Below are 24,480 nucleotides of genomic sequence, written 5' to 3' on the forward strand. Positions count from 1 at the left end.
TTCCTTGGGGAGAAACGGTGTCACTCGTCGTCGCTCGCTTCCTCTACGGCGGTGGGTAGCGCGCTGCTGATGAGCTTCTCGTGTCCGCGTCGGAGTCGCTCGGAAACCGACTGCGCCGAGACGTCGAGCTTCTCGGCGAGTTCTTCGACGGTCGTCTCGCGCGGCACTTCGAAGTATCCCTCACGGTGGGCCGTGATGAGGGTCGTGTACTGGACCTCGGAGAGCCCGAACTGCGTGCCCGGTTCGCTCTCCATCTGCGTGACGCTCTCGATCTCCATCGTCAGGTCCTCTTCCTGACAGAATTGGTACGTCCGCGAGAGCGCGTCCGTGTCGGGGAAGACGATTCGGAAGCTCCACCGGTCGTTCCTCCCGTGGGCGTCCGTGATCGTCCCCTCTTCGTAGACGAGCGATTGGACCACGGCTGCGATATCGTCGACCCACGCCATCCGATAGAGCCACTCGTCGTCCAGGTCGACGAGCAACTCCTCGTCCTCGACGCTCGGGTCGGCGTCGAACGCGTCGGTGATCTCGTCGAGTTCGGCACCGCTGGCCCAGAGAATCGGCATCACGCGGGCCTCACCGTGGGCTACCACTCGCTCGACGTCGAACACGACATCCGGTATTCGTGTGAACGTCTCCCAGAGAGCGAACTCCTCCGCCGGGAGACTGATCTCTGCGGCTGTTGCCATCTCATCGGACGGGACGGCCAGCAGTGACATAGGCGTGTGGGTGTCACGGGCGAATCGACCGGGCGGAATACGCGGTGATGACTTAAGTAGCCTGAATGATTCAGCACAGGGCATGTCCGGCTAAGTACCCAAAACTAAGTCGTGACAGAGAGTACAGACAGTGAGACCGGCGACCGGAACGAGGAGTCACTGCGGTCGCCAGACAACACGAGAGGCCTGAGTCGTCGGCGGTTATTGACGGGGCTCGGGACGGCAGGAGCGACGGCGCTCGCGGGCTGTTCGGCGAATCCGACGACGCCCGACGGCGGCGACCTCCGTATCGGGACACTCCACCCGCCCGTCACGCTGGACCCGATCGAGATCCGCGACGTCGGCTCGGCGCAGATGGCCGAGAAGATCTTCGACAGTCTCTACGCGTACGACGAGTCGACCGAGCTCGTTCCGCAGATCGCGACCGGTCGACCGCAGACTGACGAGAGCGACCGGCGCTATACGGTCGAGATACGGGAGGACGCCACGTTTCAGAACGGGCAGTCGGTGCTGGCGGAGGACGTGAAATACTCGTTCGAGGCCCCGGTCGAGGAGGACACGCCCAAGAGCTGGCGGTTCGACATGATCGAGTCGATCGAGACGCCCGACGACCGAACCGTTCGGTTCAATCTGGCGTATCCGTACCCGGCGTTCACTCACTCCCTGACGCACGAGATCGTGCCGAAGTCGGTTCGCGAAGCGGGCAGGGAGAAGTTCGCGGAGGAACCGGTGGGAGCCGGTCCGTTCGAGGTGCGGCACTTCTCGAAGGAGAAGAAGGCCAAGGTCGTCCGATGGAAGGACTACTGGGGCGAGCCCAAACCCGCTATCGCGAAGATAACCGCCATTCATCAGGAGTCGCCGATAACCCGGATGATGAGTCTCGTCTCCGGACGAAACAGGATCATCGAACCCGTCTCTCCCCGAATCCGGGATCTCCTTTCGAAGCGGAACGGTACGAACGTCGGCCTGCGGGAGGGGCACAGTACCTATCACATCGGATTCAATCTGAACGACGGGCCGACCACCGACGAGACGGTCCGGAAGGCCATCGACTACTGTATCGACATGGACAAGGAGGTCGAGAAGTTCATCGCACCGGTCGGCGAGCGGGTGCACAGCCCGCTGCCCGAGGAGATGGCCGAGGAGTGGGACATGCCGTTACAGAAGTGGCGCGACATGTCGGTCCCTCGGAACACCTCGAAGGCCGAACAGCTGTTCAGCGAGGCCGGCGTGAACAAGGAGATCGAGATTCTCGTCCCGAAGGACCCCAAGCGCAAGGAGATCGGGCGCAAGCTGGCGACCGGCATCCGCGAGGCCGGTCAGCGCGCCTCCGTGTCGCCGACGAGCTGGGAGGGGTATCTCGAGAAACACGTCAGCGGTTCGGCGAGCGATTACATGGTCTACATCGACGGTACCCACGGCGGACCCGACCCGGATTCGTTCGTCTATCAGACGCTTCATCACGACCAGGAAGGGAAGACTCAGGGGATATTCTACGACAACGCGGATCTCATGGAACGCATCAAGCGCGCGCGGAAGACGAGCGATCGGGAGAAGCGACGGGGACTCTACGAGTCCATTATCACCGAAGCCCTCGAAGATCGGGCTCTCCTCCCGGCGTACTCCTACCAGAACAGTTTCGGATACAAGGACACGGTCGAGGGATTCCGGATTCATCCGAACGCGCAGCTCAACCCGCGCGTCGTGAGTCCGAACAACGTGATATCGATAGACGACACTGACTTCCTCGGTAGCGACCAGGGCGGTGGTTCGCGATGAGCAACCAGTTCGGACTGCCGACGAGCGTCGCGCTCGGCGTCGGCGGAATCGTCGGCGGCGGGATCTACGCGGCGATCGGCATCGTCGTGGCGGCCGCCGGCGTCCTGACGTGGCTCTCGTACACCCTCGCGACTATCGTCGTGCTCTGTGCGGCGTACTCCTACACTAACGTCAACCAGATCACGGACAGCGAGGGCGGCTCGGTCAGTTACATCGAGGAACTGACAGGCTGGTCGACGGGCGCGGCGGTCGTCGGCTGGACGCTCGTCGTCGGTTACATCGGCACGATGGCGATGTACTCCTACGCGTTCGGGGCGTTCGCCGAGATGATGATCGGGGCCGCCTATCTCGGGGGCTTCCCGATGCGACGCGTCCTCTCGGTCGGAATGGTCGCCCTGTTCATCGGTATCAACCTCCTCGGGGCGGGTTCGTCGACCTCCATCGAGCGCTGGCTGGTCCTCGCACAGGCCGGCATCATCAGCGTCTTCGCTATCTGGGCGGTGTTCTTCGGCTTCAGCAATCAGAGCCTCACCCTCGGCCTCTCCGAGTTCGGCATCAACGCGTTCATCGCGGCGTCGGTCTCGTTCGTCTCCTTCGAGGGATGGCAACTACAGCTCTACAGTCAAGACGAGTTCGAGAACCCGAAAGAGACGCTGAAACGCGGAATCTACATCTCTATCGGTATCGCCGCGTTCATCTACATCCTCGTCGGGTTCGTCATCACGAGCCTGCTGCCGCCAGCGACGGTCGGCGCACAGCCGGAGGCGGCGCTGCTCTTCGCCTCCCTGGAGATAAATCAGTACCTCGCGCTCGCGGTCGGCATCTCGGCGCTGGTTTCGACCGCCAGCGCGGTCAACTCGACGCTGTTCAACAGCGCCATCTTCGCGGACAACCTGGCGTCTGAGGACATTCTCCCCGAGGAGATGGGGGCGCACGGCGATCGGTCGGTACCGATATACGCGGTCCTCGTCATCGGCGTCCTGACGGCGCTGTTCACGAGCTTCGGGAGCTTGGAGGCGGTCGTGGAGTTCGCGTCGCTGATGTACATCGTGGTGTTCGGCTCGGTCTGCGCGCTCGCCTTCCTGTACCGCGACGAGGCCGACATCTCCGCGATTCCGCCTCTCGTCGGCGTCGCCGGCTGCGCGTTCTTCTTCTGTGCGCTGCTCTGGTACCTCTACACGCAGCTGTACTCGGTGTTCGTCCTCGTCGTCGCCATCGCCATCGTCGTGTTCGCCGTCGAAGCGCTGTACTTCAAGCGCGACGCGATCGGCGAGGGAATCAAACAGGTTCAGGAGGACATATGACGACCGAACTCACGAGCGAGCCCGTCGGAGTACGACCGACGGCCGAACGACCGAACGGAGGGTCGAGCCGATGAACACGGCGCCGCTGATCAAGTGGCTCTCGGCCGTGGTCGTCGCGGTCGGGTGCTGGCTGATCGTCGGGCCGCCCTTCCTCTACGAAGCCCCATTCGCGGACTTCTGGAGCGACCTCATCGTCGGTGTCGTGCTCGTCGGCCTCGCGGCGTACACCTACGCGAGACGCGACCAGTCGACGAGTCAGTGGAGCGCGGCGGCGATCGCGGTGTTCGGCGCTTGGTTGGTCGTCGCCGCCGTGCTCTGGCAGACGAGCGCCGTGCTCCACTGGAACGACGTCGCCGCCGGCGTCGGCGTCGCGCTCGCCGGCGGTATCAGCGCCTACGGGAGCCGCGTCGAGTACGCGTCGAGCGACGATTCGGGCGATTCGAACGGCGACTCGTCGGACGATTCGAGCGATTCGGGCGGTAGTTCGGACGGCTCCGATAGCGACTCGGACGATAGCGATTCGAACGAGGACAGTTCGAACGACAGCGATTCAGACGATAGCGACTCGAACGGAAATTCGGCAGACGATTCGGACGACGGGGAACAGAGCGGTAACTGACGCCGAACGGCGCGAACGCGGTGCGGTTCGCCCTCATCGCCGTTGCAGGTACTACACATCAAATGCTCAGTGATAAGTGCAGTTACAACAGGGGTGTGGGACCATGACTAACTACCTCCAGGTCGGTCACAACGTCGGACGAGCGCTCACTCGCCTCGCCCCCGTGATGGGAACGTTGGTCGTTATCTCCCTCTACTACGGGGAATACTACGCGATACCGGGGACGCTCCTTACCATGGGAATCGTCTTCGCCGTCGGCTGGACGCTGACGCGGCTCTGCTCGGCGGCCGACGACGCCTCGAAGGCGGAGGTGTTCGCCTCCGCTGGGGCGGTCTGGTTCGTCGCCGCGCTGGCGGGAACGCTCCCCTTCCTCACTGTCGCGTGGACGGTCGCCCTCGACCCGGCCGTCCTCCCGATACCGGCGTCAGCGACCGATCCCACGCTTCGGGCGTTCCGCCGGCCGGTCAACGCGTGGTTCGAGTCGATGAGCGGCCTCACCGGGAGCGGGCTGACGATGGCGCGAAGGGAGAGCGAGTTCCCGCATACGCTCCTGTGGTGGCGCTCGCTCTCCCAGTGGCTCGGCGGCCTCGGCGTGATCGTGTTCACGGTCGCCATCGTGAACCAGTCCGGGAACTCCATGCTCACCCAGTTCTACGAGTCCCGGTCGCCGCTCGGCCAGTTCCAGTCGGGCGACCGGTCGAACTCGCCGAAGCTACTGGTGGGGGTGTTCGCCGCCGTGACGCTCCTGTCCGCCGCCCTCTTCTGGGCCGTCGGTATGCCCGCGTGGGCGGCACTCAACCACGCGATGACGGGATTAGCGACCGGCGGCTTCGTCGTCACCGATACGAGCTTCAAGGCTTACGGTCCGCAGGTCCGGGCGGCGGCGCTGCCGATAATGTTCGTCGGCGCGATTCCCCTACCCGCGTACTACCTGCTGTACAAGCGGAACTTCTCGGACCTCCTCACCGACTCGCAGATCCGGTGGCTGGCCATCACCATCTGCGGCGGAACGGCCCTCGTCCTCGGAAACCTCGCCACTCACACCGTGTACCCCTCTCTCTCTAAGTCGGCGCTCCGCGCGGTCTTCCAGTTCGTCTCGGCGAACTCGGGAACGGGATTTTACACCGTCTCGAGCGTCGGTCGGAAGTGGCCGACCATCTCGATACTGCTGTTGACGATGGCGATGGCCCTCGGCGGCGCGTCGGGGTCGACGGCGAGCGGTATCAAGATCATCCGCGGGATCAGTATCAGCCGCGGACTCCGGTCGCGCATTCGAGACCCGTTTCCGGACGAGACGCTCTCCGACTCCATCGACAAGTCCGTCTCGGGGCAACACTCCTCGGAGAACTACGGTAACGCAGTGACTATCACGATTCTCTGGGCGGCGGTCTACTTACTGGGCGTGTTCGTCCTCCTCGTCCTGCTACCGATCGGACCGGAGGGGGTTCCGCTGCGGAACGTGCTGTTCACGGTCGCCAGCGCGCAGGGGAACGTCGGGCTGGTCAGCGGCATCGTGACGCCCTCGTCGCTCTCGAAGCCGGCGGTGGCGGCCGGCGTGAAGCTGATGCTGACCGTCAACATGTGGATGGGCCGACTCGAGATCATCCCGCTGCTCGTCTTCTTCCGAGGAGTGCTGAACGAGGTCGAACCGAGCGGCCAGTCCCAATCCGGCTGACACTCGACAGGTCGATGCGGCCGGTATCGCGTCACCCCTGTCGTTCCAACGCGTCGGCGATCGCCCGAAGCTGGGCCTTCCGGAAGGGACGTTCGGCCTGTGACGGGTCGTCGTCGTCTAACTCACCGATCCGCCAGAGGATTCCGGCTCGCATCTGCGGCTTGGGCGGGAGCGCGTTCGAGTCGACGTCGTACCCGACGGCATCGCAGATAGCGGCGAGAGCTTCCTTGGTGAAGGCGGTCGATTCGACGCGCTCGTAGCGCCCGACGGCCTGTCTGATCTCGTTTCGGAGGTCGTCGACGGTCTGTGCCATGCCCGGAGGGGCGGGCGGGTCCGTTGTGTGTATTCCGGTTCCCTTTCGCTCCGCCGGACTCAGGCGCCGGGACCTTCTTTCGGGTACTGCCCGGTCACGACGTTGTAGGTCGCTTCGAGGCCGGCGAGCGCCATCACGAACAGCAGGTTGAACCGCGCGTTCGGCGTTCTGGTTCTCGTTCGGTATATCTGACTGTCGCACGCGGGGCAGGTCGTGCGGGCGGTGTCGAACGTCGTCCCGCAGACGCTGCACTCGCGGTCGGTCCGCTCGTCGTGACCGATGCCTGTGTCGTCGTCTCGGCCGAACAGCGTATCGAGTATGGTCAGTATCACGGGTAGTGTGCTCGCCGTTACCGTACCGTCCGCGCGGCGGTCGTATAACGTTGCCGCCGCGCCGCCCGCGCGTCGCCGGTGTTCGCGTTCGGTTCTCTCTCGGCTACTGCCGCTCCCCGGGCTCCTCGTGGCCGCCCTCTTCCGGAATCTCCTCGTACTCGACGGCCTCGTGTCGCGCTTCCGCGGCGTAGGACTGCCAGAAGTGGATCCCCTCGTCGGTGACGCCCTCTATCGCGCCGATGGGCGCGCCGGCGAGCACCTCGCCGTTCGCCCGCTTCGACGTCGTCTCGGAGACCTTGATGTCGCTGCGGAGCCCCTCGCCTATCTCGTCGTCGAGCTCGATGTAGATCGTGGGATAGTCGATCGCCCGGAGCGTGCCGATTCGGTTCCCCTCGGCGGTGAGCACGGGTTTGTCGATGTCGTCCGCTGTTACGTCTCTCATTGTGAAGTCCTCGCTGGTCAGTCGTCCGACGGTGCGTCCGCGTCGGTCTCGTCCGTGGCGTCGGGGTTCGAGACGCGGACGACGGAGCCGTCCGCGTCGGCGTCGGCGAGCGAGATCTGGACGTCCGTGACCTTGTACTCGGGCGTCCGCGCCGGGCCGTCGAGCGGTTCCTCCTTCGTCAGGTTGTTCGCGCCGCCCTCGAGATAGTGCATCGGGATGAAGATCTCGCCCTCGCTCGGGCGCGTCGTGAGCTGTGCCATCGCCGTCGTCTCGCCGTGGCGGGACGTGATTCGGAGCATATCGTCCTGGGAGACCCCGTACTCCGCGGCGGTGTCGGGATGGATCTCGACGAAGCTCCTGTCGTTGTAGGACATGTCGCCCTCCTCCCGGAACGTCATCGTCCCGGTGTGGTACTGATACAGGACCCGTCCGGAGGTCATCACGAGCGGGTAGTCCTCGTCGGGCGTCTCCGAGGGATCGACCGTGTCACAGACGTGCATGTGGGCCAACCCGGACGGCGTCTGGAACTCGTCCTCGTAGGTGTACGGCGTTCCCGGGTGGTCATCCTCCCAGACGGGCCACTGGAGGCCGTCGCCGTCGTCTAAGTTCTCCAGTCGCTCGTGGGTGATACCGCCGTATATCGGTACGAGGTCGTTGACCTCGTCCATGATGTCGCTCGGGTGGTCGTACTCCCACTCGTAGCCGAACTCGGCGGCGAGCTCTTTCGTTATCTGCCAGTCGGGTTTCGCGTTCCCGACGGGGTCGACGGCCCGTTTGACCAACTGGACGTGACGAGTCGAGGACGTGTACGTGCCGTTGGACTCCAGCGAGGAGGTGGCCGGCAACACCACGTCGGCGTGCTCGGCGGTCTCGGTCAGGAAGATGTCCTGTACGGCGAGGAAGTCCAGCCCTTCGAGGGCCTGCTTCGCGTGCCCGCTGTTCGGTTCCGAGGTGACGGGGTTCTCGCCCTGGATGAACATCCCGCGGAGGTCGTCCTCGCCGACGGCGAGGAACATGTCCGTGAGCCGGTACCCCTCCTCGCGGGGCATGTCGTCGACGTCCATGTCGTAGGCGTCGGCGAACTTCCGCCGGTACTCCTCGTCGGCGACCGGCTGGTAGCCGGGGAAGTTGTTCGGGAGCGGCCCCATGTCCCCGCCGCCGCCCTGCACGTTGTTCTGGCCGCGGAACGGCGAGACGCCGGACTTGGGGCTTCCGATGTGGCCCGTCACGAGCGCGAGGTTCGCTATCGCGTAGATGTTCTCCGTCCCGTGGGAGTGCTCGGTCAGGCCGAGCGTCCAGCCGAAGACGCAGGAGTCGGCCTCGGCGATGGTCTCGGCGGCGTTGGCTATCTCCTCGGGCGGGACGCCCGCCTTCTCCTCGACGAACTCCGGCGTGAACTTCTGGACGGTCTCCTCGATCTGCTCGAAGCCGGTGGTCCGCTCCTCGATGAACTCCTCGTCGTGGAGGTCGTTCTCGATGATGTAGCGGGTCAGGCCGTTGAGCCACGTCGTGTCGTAGCCGGGTTCGACGCGGGAGTACTGGTCGGCGTACTCGGCGATCTGGACCTTCCGCGGGTCGAAGACGAACAGGTCGGCGTCGTTGTCCTTGACGTTCTGCTTGATCCGCGTCGCCAAGACGGGGTGGGCTTCGGTCGTGTTCGACCCGGTGAGCAGGTAGCAGTCCGTCTCTTCGAGCGCCTCCAGCCCGACCGACGCGGCCCCGAACCCGAACGTGCTGGAGAGCCCCGACACCGTCGAAGAGTGACAGAGCCGGTTGCAGTTGTCGATGTTGTTCGTCCCGATGACCTCGCGGGCGAACCGCTGCATCACGTAGTTGTCCTCGTTGGTCGCCTTCGAGGAGGCGACGAAGCTCAGCGCGTCCGGACCGTCTTCCTCGCGGATCTCGTCGAGCCCTTCGGCGACCCGCGCGAGCGCCTCGTCCCACGACGCCTCGCGGAACTCGCCGTCCTCTTTCACGAGCGGCTGGGTCAGTCGGTCGTCGCTGTTGACGTAACTGTGACTGAACTTCCCCTTCACACAGGTCGAGATGCCGTTTATCGGCGCTTTATCGGGGTTCGGCCGCTTCCCGAGGATCTCGCCGTCCTTCGAGTAGACGTCGAACCGACAGCCGACGGCACAGAACTCGCAGGTCGTGTCCGTGACGTCGATCTCGTTGAGCTGGTAGTCGCTGACGGCGTCCGCGACCGAGAAGAGCCGCCCCTCCGACATCGCGTTGCCGGCGAAGTCAGACACCTTGTGTTCGAACGGGCGGACGACGTGCTCGTTGACGGCGTCTTTCGCCCGCGACTGCACGTGTTCCTCGACGGCGTCTCTCGCCTGCGACTGCGCCTGTTCGCGCGCGCGTGCCATGAAGCCCGCGACGCCCTCTTTCTCGGTGTCCGGCGTCTCGTCGTCGCTCATAGCCAGTCGTCCTCCGCGGTCGCCGCCGGTTCCGGCCTGGACACGCGCGGCTCGTTTCGGGTGTCGCCCTCCCGTTTCATCGGCGTCATCTGCGTCTGCTGGTGCTCGTAGTCCTCGCCGACGATGCCCTCGGCGGAGTTCTTGTGCGTGAAGCCGGGCACGGGCAGCGTCGTCGCGTCCACCAGTCCCTGCTCGACGAGCGCCCCGGTCGGACAGACCGTCGCGCAGTGGCCACAGGAGACGCAGGTCGAGTCCATCATCGTGTCCGCGTCGTTCTGGAAACCGATGCGGGTCTCGCCGCCGGACTCCTCCATCCGGAGGACGCCCTCGACCTGCACGTCGTTGCAGGCTTCGACACAGCGGTTACAGAGGATGCACTTGTTGCGGTCGATCTGGATGAACGGCGAGGAGTCGTCTATGGGCTCCAGCTGGCTCCGGTCGTGTAACACGCCGTAGCGCGGCTCCTCGACGTCGTTCTCGATAGCGACGTCCTGTAAGTCACAGCGGCCGTTGGCCCCGCAGGTCGTACACAGTAAGTTGTGGTTCGAGAGGATGAGGTCCAAGTTCACGTCCCGGGCCTCGCTTGCCGCCTCGGTGTCCGTTGAGACCGTCATGTCGTCCTCGACGGGGAAGCTACAGGACGGGACGATACCGTGTTCCTCCGTCTCGACCATGCAGGTCCGGCACTCGCTGCGCGGGCCGATCTGCTCCTCGTCGTCGTACGAACAGAGCGCGAGCACGTCGCCGTCCGTCTCGACGGCCTCGCAGGCGTCGAGCAGCGTCGAACCCGCGCTGGCTTCGACGGTCTGGCCGTCGACGGTCAGCGTCGCGTCCTCCGTCGCGCCGGCGGGCGGGTCGTTCGCCGTCCCTGGCGCGATATCTTCGGTCAGCGGGACGTCGGCTCCGGTCGTCGTGTCCTCCCAGATCGGGTCAGTACTCATCGAACCCCTCGCACGCTGCAGCGTCGCTGATCGGTCGGTTCGAGACGTCGAGACGTCGGCGTGGTGTAGCTAAACTCATAGTTTCGTACACGTCCCGCTCGGACAGCGGCCGTCGGCGTGGGCGTGAAATTCGGTTTCGAAAACGTCGATAGTCGTCGTCACTGGTCTCGCGGCGTCGCTCCCGAACCCGCAGAGGCTGGTCTCGCGCATCGTGCGGCCGAGTTCGCGGAGCATCCCGTCCTCGAACTCGCCGTCGTAGACGTCCCGGAGGAGGTCGACGAGCTGTTTCGACCCCTCTCGGCAGGGACCGCAGCGCCCGCAGTTCTCCTCGCGGGCGAACTTCGCTCGCTCGCCGGCGAGCGCGACCATGCAGGTCGCCTCGCCGACCAGTTCGACGACGCCGTTGGTCCCGAGGCGCGCGCTCTCGAGGCCGGGCGCGCTCGCGGGCACGTCGAGCGAACGGGTCACGCCGCCGAAGACGCCCCCGACACAGGCGGCTTTCCGGGATCCTTCGAGTTCGACCGCCGGCAGGGCGTCCGAGAGCGTCGCGTCCGTCGGGAGTTCGACCGTCGCCGGGGCGGCGACGTCACCGCTGACCGTGAGTAGGCGCGTCCCGGGGTCGGCCGGCACGCCGCCGAGATCCCTCTCAGCGAGGACGCGACCGACCTGTGCGAGCGTCCGCGGCGTGTGAACCAGCGTCGGTCGGCCGTTCAGCCCGTACTCGCTCGGGCCGGGCGGCCGCCGTCGGGCCTCGATCCGATGGTTGCCCTCGATGGCTTCGAGCGCCATCGTCGGCTCGCCCGCCTTGTATTCGTCCGGGCCGACGACGACGCGGAGCGAGGCCTCGGGGTCGCGCGCTTCGACCAGCGCGTCGGCGGCCGCCCGCACCCGCTCGCGGGCGAGGTCCGCGTCCTCCGAGAGGTAGGCCACGACGTCGGTTGCGCCGAGCGCGTCCGCCGCGGTCAACGCCGGGGCGAGCACCGAGAGCGGCGCACTTTCGAGCAGGAGTCCGTCGCCGGCGGCGGCGTCGTCGGCCTCGTTCGCGTTGACGACGACGACGGGATCTCCCGCCGCCTCGCTCGCAGTCGCCCACTCGTCGGCGACGGAGGCGTCGGCGGTCGCGTCGCCGCGGCCGCGGCCGCGGAGGCCGGTCTCGCGGAGCCGCGACAGCGCGTCGGCGAGGTCGAGGTCCGTCGGGGGCGAGCCCGCTCCCGCGCGGTAGTCCTCGATACTTCCCGGGACCGCCCAGCCGCACGGGCCGAGCACCCCGCGTTCACCGACGGCCAGCGGCCCTTCGTCCGGGACGGGCAGTGTCGCGGTCCCCGGTTCGTGTTCGACTACTGCCGCCGCGTCCTCGGACGGGAGCGTCCCGTCGTCGAGCGCCTCGGTCAGGGAGCGCGTTCGCCCGGGTGAACACTCGGTGAAAAACGCCGTTTCGCCGTCGAGCGTCGCCGTGACGAGCGGCTCCAGTCCGACGTGCCCGGTCGGTCCGACGGCCGCCGTCGCGACCGACGCGTCGGCGTCCCGCGCCGCCTCGAGCACCACTCGGCCCTGCGAGCGGTTCTCACTACCGGTGGAAACACGAACGGCTGGGTCCGACTCGATGATTCGCTGTCCGGTCACGGCCTAAAGCGTATTGCGCGAGCGTAATCAATGTATGGGAGGTGTGCTCTTCCGTAGGCGGAAACCGACGAGCGAATGCGTCGCTCGGAGCGGCCCGGCGGGCCGACCCGCGGCTCGGCTCTCGACGGTTCGACTCTGTTCATGCGCTCGACGATACCTCCTTGGTGTGTGCCATCGCCATCCGATAGCGCTCCCGGCGTCGCGGAGGTCTCGGTCCCTAAATCGATCCAGTCGGATACTTGCTATAGCATGCGTGTAATTGAGTACCACGGAATATACGATACTCTCGAACTCGGTTGATTTATCCAGGTTATGAATTGGTATCTTGATGTGACGTATCAGCCGGTTCGTCACGGAGCGTCGGCGTCCGTTTCGTCGAGCGACCAACGAACCGGAAGCGGCTCCGTTCCGCCGCTCTACGTCGTGACCGACCCGTTCGGGCGTTACAGTAATGTACGTACCTTTGTTATCTCATTTGTATTAGATTATATATGATAGACCGAGGAGGCGTCGTTCGGGCGTGCTATCGTCTCATCCGTCTGAAAGGACGGCGGGACATTCGCAAGGGGTACAACTAACAGCCGTCTCGGCTCGGACCTCGCTCGTGTTAGATATCGAGAAAATATGAGTACGATATTTCGAACCCACAATACAGGCAACGGGCGAGTGAACCCCGGGTTCGCTACCGCGGTCTCCCTCGTGAACGCGACGAGACGGGGTTCAGAGGCGGACTCGCAGACGGTGCGATCTCCGACGAGAGGCGTCGTTCGGGGCCGTGACGGCTCCCATAGCTTCTCCGGACGCGGGTCGGCGGGTGCTCGACTCGAACCTGCTCACGTCCGGAATCAGACGCGTCGGCTCCCGCGGAATCAGCGCTTCGACTTCCCGGCCTCGAGATTCTCGCGATCATCGGTGAGACAGTCAGTCTACAGCACGAAGGCAGGGAAAGACTCGGTTGGACGTCCACGTCAGTCGGTCGTCGCAGCGGTGCCCGCTCCAGTTTTACCCGGGTTCTGGAGTTTCCCGATTCGCCACCGGAGAACGAGCACAGTGAGCAGTCCGACGACGAGTGCAGCGTTCATTACGTATAGCGCACTCGTGTAGTTCCCCGTCGTCTCGAGGATGACCGAGGCGATTTGGGGGCCAGCCACGCCGGCGACTCCCCACGCCGTGAGGGCGTACCCGTGGATCGCGCTGACCTCGGCCGTCCCGAAGAGGTCGCTGAGATACGCCGGCAGGCAGGCGAATCCGCCGCCGTAGCAGGTGATAACTAGGAAGATGGTTCCCGCCAGGACCCAAACGCCGACGAGTTGGGGCATCACGAAGAAGGCGCCGATTTGAATGACCATGAACGCTCCGTACGTGGTCGTTCGACCGACGTAGTCCGAGAGCGTCGACCAGAAGATACGGCCGCCGCCGTTGAAAATCCCGATGTATCCCGTGATGAACGCGGCCGTCGTTGCGGTCGCGCCGGCGACCTGTTGGAGCATCGGCGACGCGAACGCGAGCAGCATGATACCCGCGGAGACGTTGATGAAGATGATGAGCCAGACCATCCAGAAGCGCGGGGTCGTGCGCGCTTCGGCAGCCGTCAGGTTCTCCAGTCCCGACAGGGCGCTCTTCGCCTTCTCGTGTGCGTTCTCCTCGTCTTCCATCCCTTCGGGAAGCCAGTTCTCCGGTGGTTTCGCGAGGTAACTCGCTCCGAGCGACATCAGGACGAAGTACAGGGCACCGAGGGCGTAGAACGCCATCGCGACACCGAAGTTCTGGATGAGATAGTTACCCAGGGGACCGGTCAGTAACGCACCGGCCCCGAAGCCCATCACGGCGAGACCCGTCGCCATCCCCCGTCGGTCGGGGAACCACTCGACGAGAGTCCCGATGGGAGAGATGTATCCGAGACCGATCCCCATTCCGCCGATGACCCCGAACGTGACGAGAAACATCGGGAGAATTTCCAACTGGACGCTGAGCCCCGAGCCAATCATCCCGAGACCGTACAGGACTGCCGCGGACAGACCGGACAGTCGCGGCCCGTACTTCTCGACGGATTTCCCGAGGAAAGCGGCGGTAAAACCGAGCACCAAGACCGCTATAGAGAACGCGAGCGTGACGTTTCCCGTGGACCAGCCGAGAGCTTCGTTCAGGGGTATCTGATAGATACTGTACGCATATATACTACCAATCGACAGATGAATTGCGATTGCTGATGCTGCGATTAACCACCGGTTCTTATCGGCCTCTATGGATGACATCATCTATCATGTTAAAGTCTGATATGAAAAAGGCGTGTGTAGAGTAGACCGCTTACCTTTTCCCAAGGACTTATAAAAAATAATCGGGTTTTGACAAATTTATTTGTTTTATAGAAAACCATATCCTTCTACTTCGTCACGCCATCGACGCTCCGCCTCGCGGAGACGCGATAATAAATGACAGTCGCCGCGATAGGGCAGTAATCCGGCAATCCGGCGCTGGTAGATCGCCGGACGGCGTCGCTCCCGGAGCGACCTGTGGGTGCCCCGTGAACCGCCGAGAACGCCCGGACTCCACAGGTGGTCCTCCCGCGGCGAATGTGCTGGTACTAGGCGCGTCGCTGACCGTCGACGAGACGTCACCGAACCACACCGGCTCACAGGCGGTACGTATCGCGACCGAACGACTCGATATATGCGCACAGTGTCGAAAGATGGATGTCTCTGACCGCAATCCAAATATAAAAGGTTTGATATACGTCTACTACGTATATACACGGGAATAGATCGGCTCGGAACACCCGTATGTGAAGAACTTGCGGGAATCCAAATCTCAGCGACGTCCTCTATTCCTCTTCCCGGGAGAACCGAGCGAAGACGTCCCACGAGGGATCGCTCTCGGGAGCAGTGATTCGGTCGCCGTCGGCGAAGACGCCCTCTCCCGGCGTGACTTCGCCGACCACGGCGGCGGGCGTCCCGCGGTCTCTGATCGCCTCGACGACGGCGGTTCCACGGCCCGATTCGACGGCGAGCAACAGCGTACCCGCGCTCGTCACGGTCCACGGGTCCACCTCGACCGCCTCGCACACGGCCTCGACGCCGTCCGCGAGCGGGACGGCCTCGGTATCGACGTCGAAGCGCACGTCGGCTCCGCGTGCCATCTCGACGAGCCCGCCGGCGACGCCGCCCTCCGTCGCGTCGTGCATCGCGGTGACGCCGCCGGCGTCGAAGGCCGCGCGAGCGTCCGCGACGGCCGCGATGTCCTCGACGCGCTCCTGCGCCGTCGCGACGGTCTCGGGCGGGAGTCCCAACTGCTCGGGAAACAGCGTCGCGAGCAGACCCGTGATCTCCGCGGCGGGACCCGTCGTCACGACGATCTCGTCGCCGACGTTCGCTCCGTCCGGCCGGACGACCGCCTCGCGGTCGCCGACGCCGAGGACGGTGGCCCCGCCGACCCACGAGCTCTCGATGCCGGGGTAGCGCGCCGTGTGCCCGGAGACGATGCTCACGCCGAGGCGCTCTGCGTGCGAGGCGAGCCCGGTCCACGCCTTCGCCAAGTCCTCGTCGCTCCACGAGGGGGGCAGGGTCAGATTTATCGCCAGATGCGTCGGCGCGACGCCCGAGACGGCGACGTCGGTCAGCACGATCTCCAGCGCGAGTCTCCCCGCCCGCTCGAGACCGAGGTCCGGTAGCAGCGAGATGGGGTCGGTGGCGATCACGACCGCTTGCTCCCCGAAGTCGAGGACGCCGAAGTCGACGCCGTGTCGCGGCCCGACGGCCACGTCGTCCCGACGCGCACCCAGTTCCGGATAGATTATCTCCTCGAACACCTCGCGGTCGATTTTCCCCAGATCGCTCATCGCGTTTCCCTCCGGCGGGCGCGGCTAAACTCCCCCTGATTTCGGAGAGCGGTCGCGTCCGCGCTGTCGAACCGGAGCGTCACGTCGCCCGCTGGCGGCTCGGTCGCGCCGGTCTTGACGACGACCGTCCGGTCGTTCCACAGGCAGTGGACGCGGTAGGCGTCGCCGAGGAACTCGGTCGTCCGGACCGTCGCGTCGAGCGTCGTCTCGCCCCCGGTCGCGCCGCCGTTGCCCTCGAGTGAAATAGATTCGGGTCGGACCGAGAGGGCCGCGGACTCCCCGTCCCGCGCGTCGACCTCGCTCGGCAGCGGCAGGGTCGCGCCCCCGACGTCGAGCCCTGACCCGCCCCGCGTAACCTCACCGGCGAACACGTTGTTGTCGCCGACGAACTCGGCCACGAACGGGGACGCCGGGTCGCGGTACACCGTCTCCGGCGTCGCCACCTGTTCGACGGCCCCGTCCTGCACGACCGCGATGCGGTCGCTGATCGCCAGCGCCTCGGCCTGGTCGTGCGTGACGTACACCGTCGTGATGTCCAACTCCCGCTGGAGGGTCTTGATCTGCACCCGGAGCCGTTCGCGCAACTGGGCGTCGAGCGCCGAGAGCGGTTCGTCGAGGAGGAGCACGTCCGGCTCCGGGGCGAGCGCTCTGGCGAGCGCGACCCGCTGTCGTTGCCCGCCCGACAGCTGCGTCGGTTCGCGGTCGCCGAACGACGCTAGATCGACCAGTTCGAGCAGCTCCGAGACGCGTTCGTCCGCCTCGCGCCCGTCGCCGAGGTCGTGAAACTGCAGGCCGTAGGCGACGTTCTCGCGCACGCTCATGTGCGGAAAGAGCGCGTAGTTCTGAAACACCATGCCTACGTTCCGGTTCTCCGTCGGCTCGTCGGTCACGTCGCGGCCGTCGATAGCGATGCGGCCGGCAGACGGCTTTTCCAGTCCGGCGATCGAGCGCAGCAGCGTCGTCTTCCCGCAGCCCGACGGGCCGACGAGCGTGAAGAACTCACCTTCCTCTATCGACAGCGAGACCCCTTCGAGCGCGGTCACGCCGTCGTACGCAACCGCGAGGTCGTCCACGTCGACGCCGGCGGTTCTCATCGTTCCCACCGTCCGCCGACGCGGTCGATGATCACGAAGCTGACGGTCGTCACCGCCAGCAGCACCGTCCCCATCGCCGTCGCCGGGCCGAGGTTCGGTCCCAGCGACCGGTTGCCGATGTAGCGTTCGAGCGCGACCGGCATCGTCGCGCTGTCGAGACCCTCCGCGAGCAGGACCGTCGAGTCGAACTCGCCGACGCTGATGGCGAAGGCGAAGGCGGCACCGGCGACGAGCGCCGGCGCGACCAAGGGCAGCTCGATGTCGGTGAGGACGGCGGTCCGGTCGGCCCCGAGCGCCCGCGCGGCCTCGCCGAGGCGGTCGTCGACGCCCGAGAGCGCCGGGGTGACGTTCCGCGAGACGAACGGATAGCCGGCGACGGCGTGCGCGGCGACGATGGCGACCGGGCCCGTGAGCGTGATGCGATGACCGAAGACGGTCGTGCCGAAGACGAGCGTCCGGAGCATGCCCAGTCCGAGGACGATGCCGCTGACAGCGAGCGGTGCGGTCAACAGCGCCTCGGCGAGTCGCGACCCGCGCCCGTCGCGCGTGGCGACGACGGAGACGACGACGCCCATCGGCAACGCCAGCAGTAACGCGCCCGCACCGAACAGCAGCGAGTTGACGATGGCCGGCAGGGGACGGGTCGTCCCCGCCGCCGCGGAGGACTGCTGGGACAGTAAGAACGCGTAGTAGTCGAGGGTCAGTCGGCCCGACGGCGTCGTCACGCTCTCGATAACGAGGCTCGCCAGGGGACCGACGAACAGCACCAGCACGACGGCACCGTACGCCAGCAGCCCCAGCCGTCTGGGGTCGAGGAGCGACCGCCAACCGTCGAGGAGGGGCGTCCGAGCCAGCCCGCGGCTCTCGCCCCGGGAGCGTATCTGCATGGCCTCGAAGCGCAGATAGACGTAGACGAGCCCGAGCGAGAGCGCGGTCTCCAGCGCGCCGAGCGTCGCCGCCTCGGTCAGCGCGAGGTCCCGGACGCGGGCGTACAGCCAGACCTCGACCGTCGCGAGCTGGAGGCCGCCGAGCGCGAGCACGAGCGGGAACGACATGAAGGTGAAGACGAACGTGAGCACCGACGCGGTCAGCAGCGCCGGCAGAAGCTGCGGAAGCGTCACGTCGCGGAACGCCCGGCGGGGCGTGGCCCCGAGCGTCCGCGCCGTCTCGACGCGGTCGGCGTCCACCGATTCCCAGGCCGCCGTCACCAGCCGCGTGACCAGCGGAGCGTTGTAGAAGGCGTGCGCGAGGACGATGAGTTCGAGCGTGAACGTCAACTCCAGGGGACCGAGTCCGACGACGCCGAGCAGATCGTTGAGCAGGCCGGTCCGGCCGAACATCGCCAGGAAGCCGACCGCGACCATGATCGAGGGGAGGACGAACGGGAGGATCGTCACCGAACGGACGAACCGCCGTCCCGGGAACTCGAAACGGGCGAGCAGGTACGCCCCGGGCAACCCGACGGCGACGCTCGCGAGCGTCGAGAGAAGCGCCTGATACGCCGTGAAACCGAACAGACCCAACCGAACCGACGGCGTCCCGGAACCGACCCAGCGAACGAAACCGCGCGGGACCGTCGTCGGCTCGGTCACGAGCGAGTGGAACGCGCCCGTGTAAAAGGGGTCGCCGAGCACGGCCACGAGCGGGGAGAGCGTGAGACGACCGCCGACGGAGACGGCGCTGGCGAGGACGCTCCCGACGGGGTAGTAGAACACCGCGACGAGCGTCAGCAGCGTCGCTGCGACGCCGACCGGCAGCGCCCAATCGCCCCGGACCCGCATCGTCAGTTACTCGCGATCTGGCGCGCCCACTCCTCTATCCATCCGCCGACGTTGCCCGAGAGCTCCTCGTAACTGAACGTCACGGCTTCCGGCGGTTCGAGCGCGTACTTCCCGAACGTGCCGCCGGGCTCGACGCCCTCGACGGCCGGGAACTGGACGTTTCGCACCGCGATTTCGGCCTGGGCCTCGTCGGTGAGGACGAACGACATGAACTCGCGGGCCAGCTCGGGATTCTCGGCGTCGGCGAACTGCGCCATCCCCTCGGGGTTGGCGTACCCTTGGTCGTCGAGGAAGCCGATCTGATGGCGGGACATGTCGACGCCCTCGCCGTGGTAGTACACCTGGTCGGTGGAGTAGGAGACGACCATCGGTGCCTCCTCGTTCATGTAGGCCTGGTAGGCGGGCTCCCAGTCCGAGAGGATCTGGACGCCGTTGTCGACCAACTGCTGCCAGTAGTCGAGATAGCCGTCCGTCCCCTGCTGTTTGATGCTCCAGAGCAGGAACGCGCGTCCGGGGTCGGACTGCTGGGCGTTCTGGACGATGAGGCCGTCCTCGTAGGCCGGTTCCAGCAGCGAGTCGAACGTCTGCGGTTCGTCGACCGCCCCCTCGTCGTACACGAGGCTGATGTAGCCCGTATCGTAGGGAATTACCCGGCCGTTCGGGTCGAACTGGAGCGACGGCTTCACCGAGTCGGCACCCTCGACCCGCTCGCTCGCCGCCGCGAACAGCCGGTCGTCTAACTGCTGATCGACGCGCACCAGTTCGCCGGTGTTCAGCCCGACGAAGAGGTCGGCGTCGATCGGCGCGCCCTGGAATTTCCGCTGGATGTACTGGTTGACGCCGCTGTCCGGTGTCTGGAACTCGACGGTGACATCCGACCGCTCGGACTCGAACGTCGATTTGAGCCAGTTCCCGGCCGTGTCTTCCCCGGTGAACGAGGAATACGTGGCGACCGTGAGCGTCCCGCCGCTCGAACTGGCGGTCCCAGTCTTCCCGCCCGTCTCAGACGTCATCGTCCCGCCGTCCGGATCCGATGAACCGCCCATACAGCCCGTCAGTGCCGTCAGTCCCGCGACGCCGACGCCGGCGCGCGAGAGGAACGTTCGTCGTTTCATCTGTCGGTGGTTACACCGAGTAATACTTGAACCACTCGCTCTCGAGAGTTAACTCTCGAACCGATGACAATCCAGCCACGGACGGATAGCCCTCTCTGAAATAGCTATACTGGTTAACTATACCGTCTGACTAACTTTTATGTCCGTATGCGGCAACTGACCGGATATGTTGACATACACGGTGTACAGCGAGGCAGGCGGGGTCGGGAAGACCACTCTAGCGGTGAACCTCGCCGTCGCGGACGCTCGCGCGGGCCGGGACGTCCTCGCGATCGACATGGACCCACAGGAGGGCAGTCTCTCGTATCTCCTCGACGTGGGCGACAGACGCACCGACTCCGACGCGGACAGCCTCGTCCGCCATCTCGTCGAGCGACCGCGGGGTCAGTTCGAGGACCTCATCGAGACCTCCGAAGGCGTCGACGTCGTCCCGGCGCACAACTCGCTGGAAGTCCTCTCGAAGCACCTGCGCCGCCGCGAGGAGGAGGCCGCCGACTTCGGGGAGAACTGGAACCCGAACGTCCAGTTGCTCCGCGTGCTGAAGGAGGCAGACGTGCCCGCCGAGTACGATACCGTGATCGTCGACCCGCCGGCGACGGCCGACGTGAAGCTGTACAACGCGATCCACGCCACGCGGAACCTCGTCATCCCGTTCGAACCGAGCGGGAAGGGCCAGCAGTCGGTCACCGGCCTCACCGACCTCGTGGACGGCCTCGAAGAGACGCTCGACATCAACGTCGGCGTCCTCGCCGCGGTGCCCAACCGCTACAAGGGGACCAACGACCAGGAGGAGATGCTCGCGGAACTCGAAGCGATGGACTACGACGTGCCGGTCGTCTTCCGCGAGCGGACGTCGCTCCTAGAGGGCTGCTGGCGACAGCAGTGTTCGGCGTTCGCCTACGTCGAGGAACACCGCAGCCGGGAACGGGACTACGAACTGGAGACGCTCGAGCGGTTCGAGACGCTCGCTCGTCAGCTTCGAGAGACGCGCGAACAGGAGGTGACGGCATGAAAGCCGGCTCCGGCGACGACCCGTTCGCGGAGATCGAGGAGCGAGAGGAGACGACGAAAGCGGAGGACGCGGCCGACGAAGCGGCGGAGGCGACGGCCGAGACGACCGGTCGACGGACCGAGCCGCTGGGAGGGGACGGTGACGATCAGTCCGACGCGAACGGCGACGACGCCGACGACACCGACGGCACGACCGCCGAGTCCGCGTCGCCGTCGATCCCCTACAAGTTCCGGCGGTCCTCTGTCAAGGAAGGGCGGACGCAGCGACCGATATTCGTCCGTCCGCACGTCGAAGAGCGCGAGAGCGACTTCCTCCGAGAACTCGAAGACGACCTCGGCGAAGACGTCTACAAGACCGACGCGCTGGAAGCGGCGCTGGTCGTCGCTATGAACAACCCCGACCTCGTCGCCGACGAACTCCGCGAGTGGGGATACGACTGGGACTGACCGCGAGAGCGGCCGCCCTCTCTACCGTTCTCCGCTATTCGCCGAGACGCGGGCCGGGTTTCCAGGTGTTGCCTTCGAGGACGACGAGATCGTACCGTTCGAGCACCTGGCACGTCTCGACGACCGCCTCGGCGTCGAAATCGGCGGTCATCTCCGGCGGGAGCTGGTCCGCGATGGCGCTTCGCGTCCCGCCGCCCATCCGCTCGACGGTCTCTAAGAGCAACTGGACGTCGCCCAGCAGCGGACCGACCGCGTCTCGCTCCGTGGTGCTGGACTTCAGCTTCGAGATCACGTCGTCGTAGGGACCCGTGACTTCCATCGATACCGAGACGCCGTCCGCGTTTTCGTCTTCGTCGTGTGCCATATCGGTGATATGGGAACACATTGGCTTAATAGTTTCTATATCTCGGCGATATATGCCCACTCGTGGGCGTCGATAACGTTCACTCGCGCGATTTCACAGCTGAATGTTCGCATCGATTTCCCGATACGGCCCACCGGCTGTCAGTAGTGTCGGCCCGTGACTCGATCCCGCGCTCGGCCGCACACCGGTCACGCAATCCGGCCGCCGGCCGTCGGTCGCTGGCCGCCGACCGGCCTCGCCGTTCCACTGCGTATGCGATCACCGCTGATCTCCTGTCGAATAATTTGTGTACTCTTGTTATCCAAGGATCGTCGGTTCGGTCCGCACGAGTCGAAGCCCACGCTATCCCAGGGCGGTGCCGCACTACGTGTTTGCGAGACGTAAATAAGACCGCCGAGATATCGTTCGAATCCAGCGATTTTCCGGCGCTTACGACCGTACAAGCGGATACTATCCGGAAAGTGAAAGCCAATGTAGTATCGGTGTCCGGGAGAAGCGGCGTATTCGGTCTTCCGGGTGGCTACGACCAAGTTTTCACCACTCGTAAACGGCCTCGCCGATGAGACTGGCGACCCGTGCGAACGAATCCCGGCCGAAGCGTCGGAGCGAGGCGACACGAGGCATGTATCGAGTAGAAGCGGGAGAGGGATGCGTTTGGCTCTCGTTAACTATCAGACCTGCGTGGCGTTGACTTCGATGACGTTGGCGGCGCCCTGTACGATTTCGGGCAGTTCCTCGTGAAATCGCTCGCCCTTGAACCGGTTGGTCGGTCCGGAGATGCTGATCGCCCCGTGGAGATTCCCCTTCGGATGTTCGATGGGTGCGGCGATACAGCGCAGTCCCTGCAGGATCTCCTCGTCGTCGAAGGCGACGCCGCGTTCGCGGATCTCCTCTAGGTTCTCGAAGAGTTCCTCGCGGGTCGTGACGGTCTTCTCCGTCCGCGCGGGGAGACCGTGGCGTTCGATGACCTCGTCCACTTCCGACTCGGGCAGCTGCGAGAGGATCGCCTTCCCGAGCGCGGTGCAGTGGAGGTCCTTCCGATTCCCGGTGTAGGAGGCCGTCTGAATCGCGTTCTCGCCGCTGGCCTTGTGGAGGTAGACGCCGCGACCGTGCTCTTTGACCATGAACTGCGCGACTTCACCGGTCTCTTCGGCGAGCCGGTCGACCTCTTTGACGGCGATGTCGTGGATATCGACCTGACTCTTGGCGTACTCGCCGATATCGACGAAACGGAGGCTGATCTCGTAGGTGCCGCCGCGCTTGACGACGAACTCGTTGTCCATCAGCGTCGCCAGATGACCGTGAATCGTCGCCTTCGACCAGTCGAGCTCGTCCGCCAGTTCCGAGATCCCGGCACCGTCGAGGTCTCGAAGCGCTTCGAGAATCTCACAGGACGTATCGACCGCCTGTATCCGCCGTCCGGCGTCGTTCGCTGCCGTTGGTTCGGGCATGCCCGACGCTAGGGACAGCGACCACTTAATTGTTTGCGAGAGGTAAACGCCCTTTCAGACCTGCGGCGTGTCGACTTTCTCGCCCAGATTGCTGTTCTTGACCGCCTCGCCGGTTCGCCCGTCGAAAACGTGGATCTTCTCCTCGGGGAAGACGACGTGGACCCTCTCGTCCGCCTGGATCCGCCGCTCGCCCTCGATACTCGCGGTGTAGGTCTCCCCGCCGATCTGGAAGTAGGCGTAAGTGACCTCGCCCATGGGCTCGACGACCTCGATAGTGGTCTCGACGGCGTTCTGATCGCCGCTCTCGCCCAGCCGGATGTGCTCCGGGCGGATACCGAGGGTGAGGTCGTCGCTGGCGTCCGCGATGGCGTCGCGGGTCATCTCGGTGATGTGGTAGGTAAACTCCTCGTGGGAGAGCACGTCGCCCTCGCGGCGGACCGAGAGGAAGTTCATCGACGGCGACCCGATGAACCCCGCGACGAAGCGGTTCTTGGGCTGGTGGTAACAGACCAGCGGCTCGCCGACCTGCTGGAGTTCCCCGTCGTTGAGGACGGCGATGCGGTCGCCCATCGTCATCGCCTCGGTCTGGTCGTGGGTGACGTAGATGGTCGTGATGTCCATGTCGCTCTGGAGCTGCTGGATCTCCGTCCGCATCGTCGTCCGGAGCTTCGCGTCTAAGTTCGACAGCGGCTCGTCCATCAGGAACACCTCGGGCTCGCGGATGATGGCCCGACCCAGCGCGACGCGCTGTTGCTGTCCGCCCGAGAGGTCCGACGGTTCCTTCTCGAGCAGGTCGCCGATTTCCAGCAGTTCGGCGGTCTGTTCGACGCGGTCGTTGATGTCGTCTTTCGGGAGATCAGTCGTTATCTTCAGCCCGTACCCGATGTTCTGGCGCACCGTCATGTGCGGGTAGAGCGCGTAGTTCTGGAACACCATCGCCATGTCGCGCTCCTTGGGCTTCTTGTAGGTGATGTCCCGGTCGTCGAGCGTTATCTGTCCCGACGTGGCGTGTTCGAGACCGGCGATACAGCGGAGCGTCGTGGACTTCCCGCAGCCCGACGGGCCGACGAGGACGAGGAAGTCCCCGTCCTCGACGGTGAGGTTCAGGTCGTTGACCGCGATGATCTCGTTGTCTCCGGAGTCGAACACCTTGGTCAGGTCGTTCAGTTGTAGGCGTCCCATTGTGTCACCATGTATCCGTGTCCCATGCTTTAC

General features: G+C 65.2%; 21 protein-coding genes. 6 read left to right on the forward strand and 15 right to left on the reverse strand.

Annotated elements, in window-relative coordinates:
- Window positions 1–20: 20 nt before the first annotated feature.
- The gene (locus EGH23_RS16125; RefSeq protein WP_220581017.1) at window positions 21–689 is read right to left on the reverse strand and encodes a helix-turn-helix domain-containing protein; all 669 of its coding nucleotides are present in this window, start codon (window positions 687–689) and stop codon (window positions 21–23) included.
- Window positions 690–830: 141 nt separating this feature from the next.
- Here EGH23_RS16125 and EGH23_RS16130 point away from each other — a divergent pair, with 141 nt between their 5' ends.
- From EGH23_RS16130 to EGH23_RS16145, 4 genes are all read left to right on the forward strand, one after another.
- Window positions 831–2,498 carry an ABC transporter substrate-binding protein gene (locus EGH23_RS16130; protein WP_220581018.1) on the forward strand — a complete coding sequence of 556 codons (1,668 nt, stop codon included), beginning with the start codon at window positions 831–833 and terminating at the stop codon, window positions 2,496–2,498.
- Window positions 2,495–3,802, forward strand: a complete 1,308-nt coding sequence (locus EGH23_RS16135; RefSeq protein WP_220581019.1) for an APC family permease — start codon at window positions 2,495–2,497, stop codon at window positions 3,800–3,802. Before EGH23_RS16130 ends, EGH23_RS16135 begins: the two co-directional genes overlap by 4 nt.
- 70 nt (window positions 3,803–3,872) lie before the next feature.
- Window positions 3,873–4,421, forward strand: coding sequence for an SPW repeat domain-containing protein (locus EGH23_RS16140; RefSeq protein ID WP_220581020.1), 549 nt, complete (start codon window positions 3,873–3,875; stop codon window positions 4,419–4,421).
- A 103-nt stretch (window positions 4,422–4,524) separates the two neighbouring features.
- The gene (locus EGH23_RS16145; RefSeq protein ID WP_220581021.1) at window positions 4,525–6,096 is read left to right on the forward strand and encodes a TrkH family potassium uptake protein; all 1,572 of its coding nucleotides are present in this window, start codon (window positions 4,525–4,527) and stop codon (window positions 6,094–6,096) included.
- A 31-nt stretch (window positions 6,097–6,127) separates the two neighbouring features.
- Here the strand turns inward: EGH23_RS16145 and EGH23_RS16150 are convergent, their stop codons facing one another.
- The 11 genes from EGH23_RS16150 to EGH23_RS16200 all read right to left on the reverse strand — a co-directional run bounded on the left by EGH23_RS16150 (window position 6,128) and on the right by EGH23_RS16200 (window position 19,992).
- Entirely contained in the window at window positions 6,128–6,409 is a 282-nt protein-coding gene (locus tag EGH23_RS16150) for a hypothetical protein (protein ID WP_220581022.1), read from the reverse strand.
- Between the two features lie 59 nt (window positions 6,410–6,468).
- On the reverse strand, window positions 6,469–6,741 hold the full coding sequence (locus tag EGH23_RS16155) for a hypothetical protein (protein ID WP_328766190.1): 273 nt from the start codon (window positions 6,739–6,741) through the stop codon (window positions 6,469–6,471).
- A gap of 103 nt (window positions 6,742–6,844) precedes the next feature.
- Window positions 6,845–7,183, reverse strand: a complete 339-nt coding sequence (locus EGH23_RS16160; protein ID WP_220581023.1) for a hypothetical protein — start codon at window positions 7,181–7,183, stop codon at window positions 6,845–6,847.
- A 17-nt stretch (window positions 7,184–7,200) separates the two neighbouring features.
- Window positions 7,201–9,603 (reverse strand): formate dehydrogenase subunit alpha, encoded by a 2,403-nt coding sequence (gene fdhF, locus EGH23_RS16165; protein WP_220581024.1) that lies wholly within the window; start codon window positions 9,601–9,603, stop codon window positions 7,201–7,203.
- Window positions 9,600–10,544 (reverse strand): 2Fe-2S iron-sulfur cluster-binding protein, encoded by a 945-nt coding sequence (locus tag EGH23_RS16170; protein ID WP_220581025.1) that lies wholly within the window; start codon window positions 10,542–10,544, stop codon window positions 9,600–9,602. Before EGH23_RS16170 ends, fdhF begins: the two co-directional genes overlap by 4 nt.
- A gap of 75 nt (window positions 10,545–10,619) precedes the next feature.
- Window positions 10,620–12,167, reverse strand: a complete 1,548-nt coding sequence (locus tag EGH23_RS16175) for an NADH-ubiquinone oxidoreductase-F iron-sulfur binding region domain-containing protein (protein WP_220581026.1) — start codon at window positions 12,165–12,167, stop codon at window positions 10,620–10,622.
- A gap of 968 nt (window positions 12,168–13,135) precedes the next feature.
- Window positions 13,136–14,422, reverse strand: a complete 1,287-nt coding sequence (locus EGH23_RS16180; RefSeq protein WP_220581115.1) for an L-lactate MFS transporter — start codon at window positions 14,420–14,422, stop codon at window positions 13,136–13,138.
- Between the two features lie 566 nt (window positions 14,423–14,988).
- Window positions 14,989–16,002, reverse strand: coding sequence for an AIR synthase-related protein (locus tag EGH23_RS16185; protein ID WP_220581027.1), 1,014 nt, complete (start codon window positions 16,000–16,002; stop codon window positions 14,989–14,991).
- On the reverse strand, window positions 15,999–17,096 hold the full coding sequence (locus tag EGH23_RS16190; RefSeq protein WP_220581028.1) for an ABC transporter ATP-binding protein: 1,098 nt from the start codon (window positions 17,094–17,096) through the stop codon (window positions 15,999–16,001). The genes EGH23_RS16185 and EGH23_RS16190 overlap by 4 nt, the downstream gene beginning before the upstream one ends.
- Complete coding sequence (locus tag EGH23_RS16195) at window positions 17,093–18,877, reverse strand: ABC transporter permease (RefSeq protein WP_220581029.1); 1,785 nt, start codon at window positions 18,875–18,877, stop codon at window positions 17,093–17,095. Before EGH23_RS16195 ends, EGH23_RS16190 begins: the two co-directional genes overlap by 4 nt.
- Before the next feature lie 2 nt (window positions 18,878–18,879).
- Window positions 18,880–19,992, reverse strand: a complete 1,113-nt coding sequence (locus EGH23_RS16200; protein ID WP_220581030.1) for a thiamine ABC transporter substrate-binding protein — start codon at window positions 19,990–19,992, stop codon at window positions 18,880–18,882.
- A 166-nt stretch (window positions 19,993–20,158) separates the two neighbouring features.
- Here EGH23_RS16200 and EGH23_RS16205 point away from each other — a divergent pair, with 166 nt between their 5' ends.
- Together EGH23_RS16205 and EGH23_RS16210 are read left to right on the forward strand one after the other, a co-directional pair.
- A complete protein-coding gene (locus tag EGH23_RS16205; protein ID WP_220581031.1) occupies window positions 20,159–21,004 on the forward strand; it encodes a ParA family protein in 846 nt (281 codons plus the stop codon).
- The gene (locus EGH23_RS16210) at window positions 21,001–21,450 is read left to right on the forward strand and encodes a DUF7970 domain-containing protein (protein WP_220581032.1); all 450 of its coding nucleotides are present in this window, start codon (window positions 21,001–21,003) and stop codon (window positions 21,448–21,450) included. Before EGH23_RS16205 ends, EGH23_RS16210 begins: the two co-directional genes overlap by 4 nt.
- A 34-nt stretch (window positions 21,451–21,484) precedes the next feature.
- On the opposite strand, the gene EGH23_RS16215 is transcribed toward EGH23_RS16210, so the two are convergent.
- The 3 genes from EGH23_RS16215 to EGH23_RS16225 form a co-directional block, all read right to left on the reverse strand.
- Window positions 21,485–21,814: a hypothetical protein gene (locus tag EGH23_RS16215; protein WP_220581033.1), complete on the reverse strand. Its 330-nt coding sequence runs from the start codon at window positions 21,812–21,814 to the stop codon at window positions 21,485–21,487.
- 671 nt (window positions 21,815–22,485) lie between these two features.
- Window positions 22,486–23,265, reverse strand: a complete 780-nt coding sequence (locus EGH23_RS16220) for an IclR family transcriptional regulator (protein WP_220581034.1) — start codon at window positions 23,263–23,265, stop codon at window positions 22,486–22,488.
- A 54-nt stretch (window positions 23,266–23,319) separates the two neighbouring features.
- Window positions 23,320–24,447: an ABC transporter ATP-binding protein gene (locus EGH23_RS16225; RefSeq protein WP_220581035.1), complete on the reverse strand. Its 1,128-nt coding sequence runs from the start codon at window positions 24,445–24,447 to the stop codon at window positions 23,320–23,322.
- Between the last annotated feature and the right edge of the window lie 33 nt (window positions 24,448–24,480).

The sequence above is a fragment of the Haloarcula nitratireducens genome, assembly GCF_019599505.1.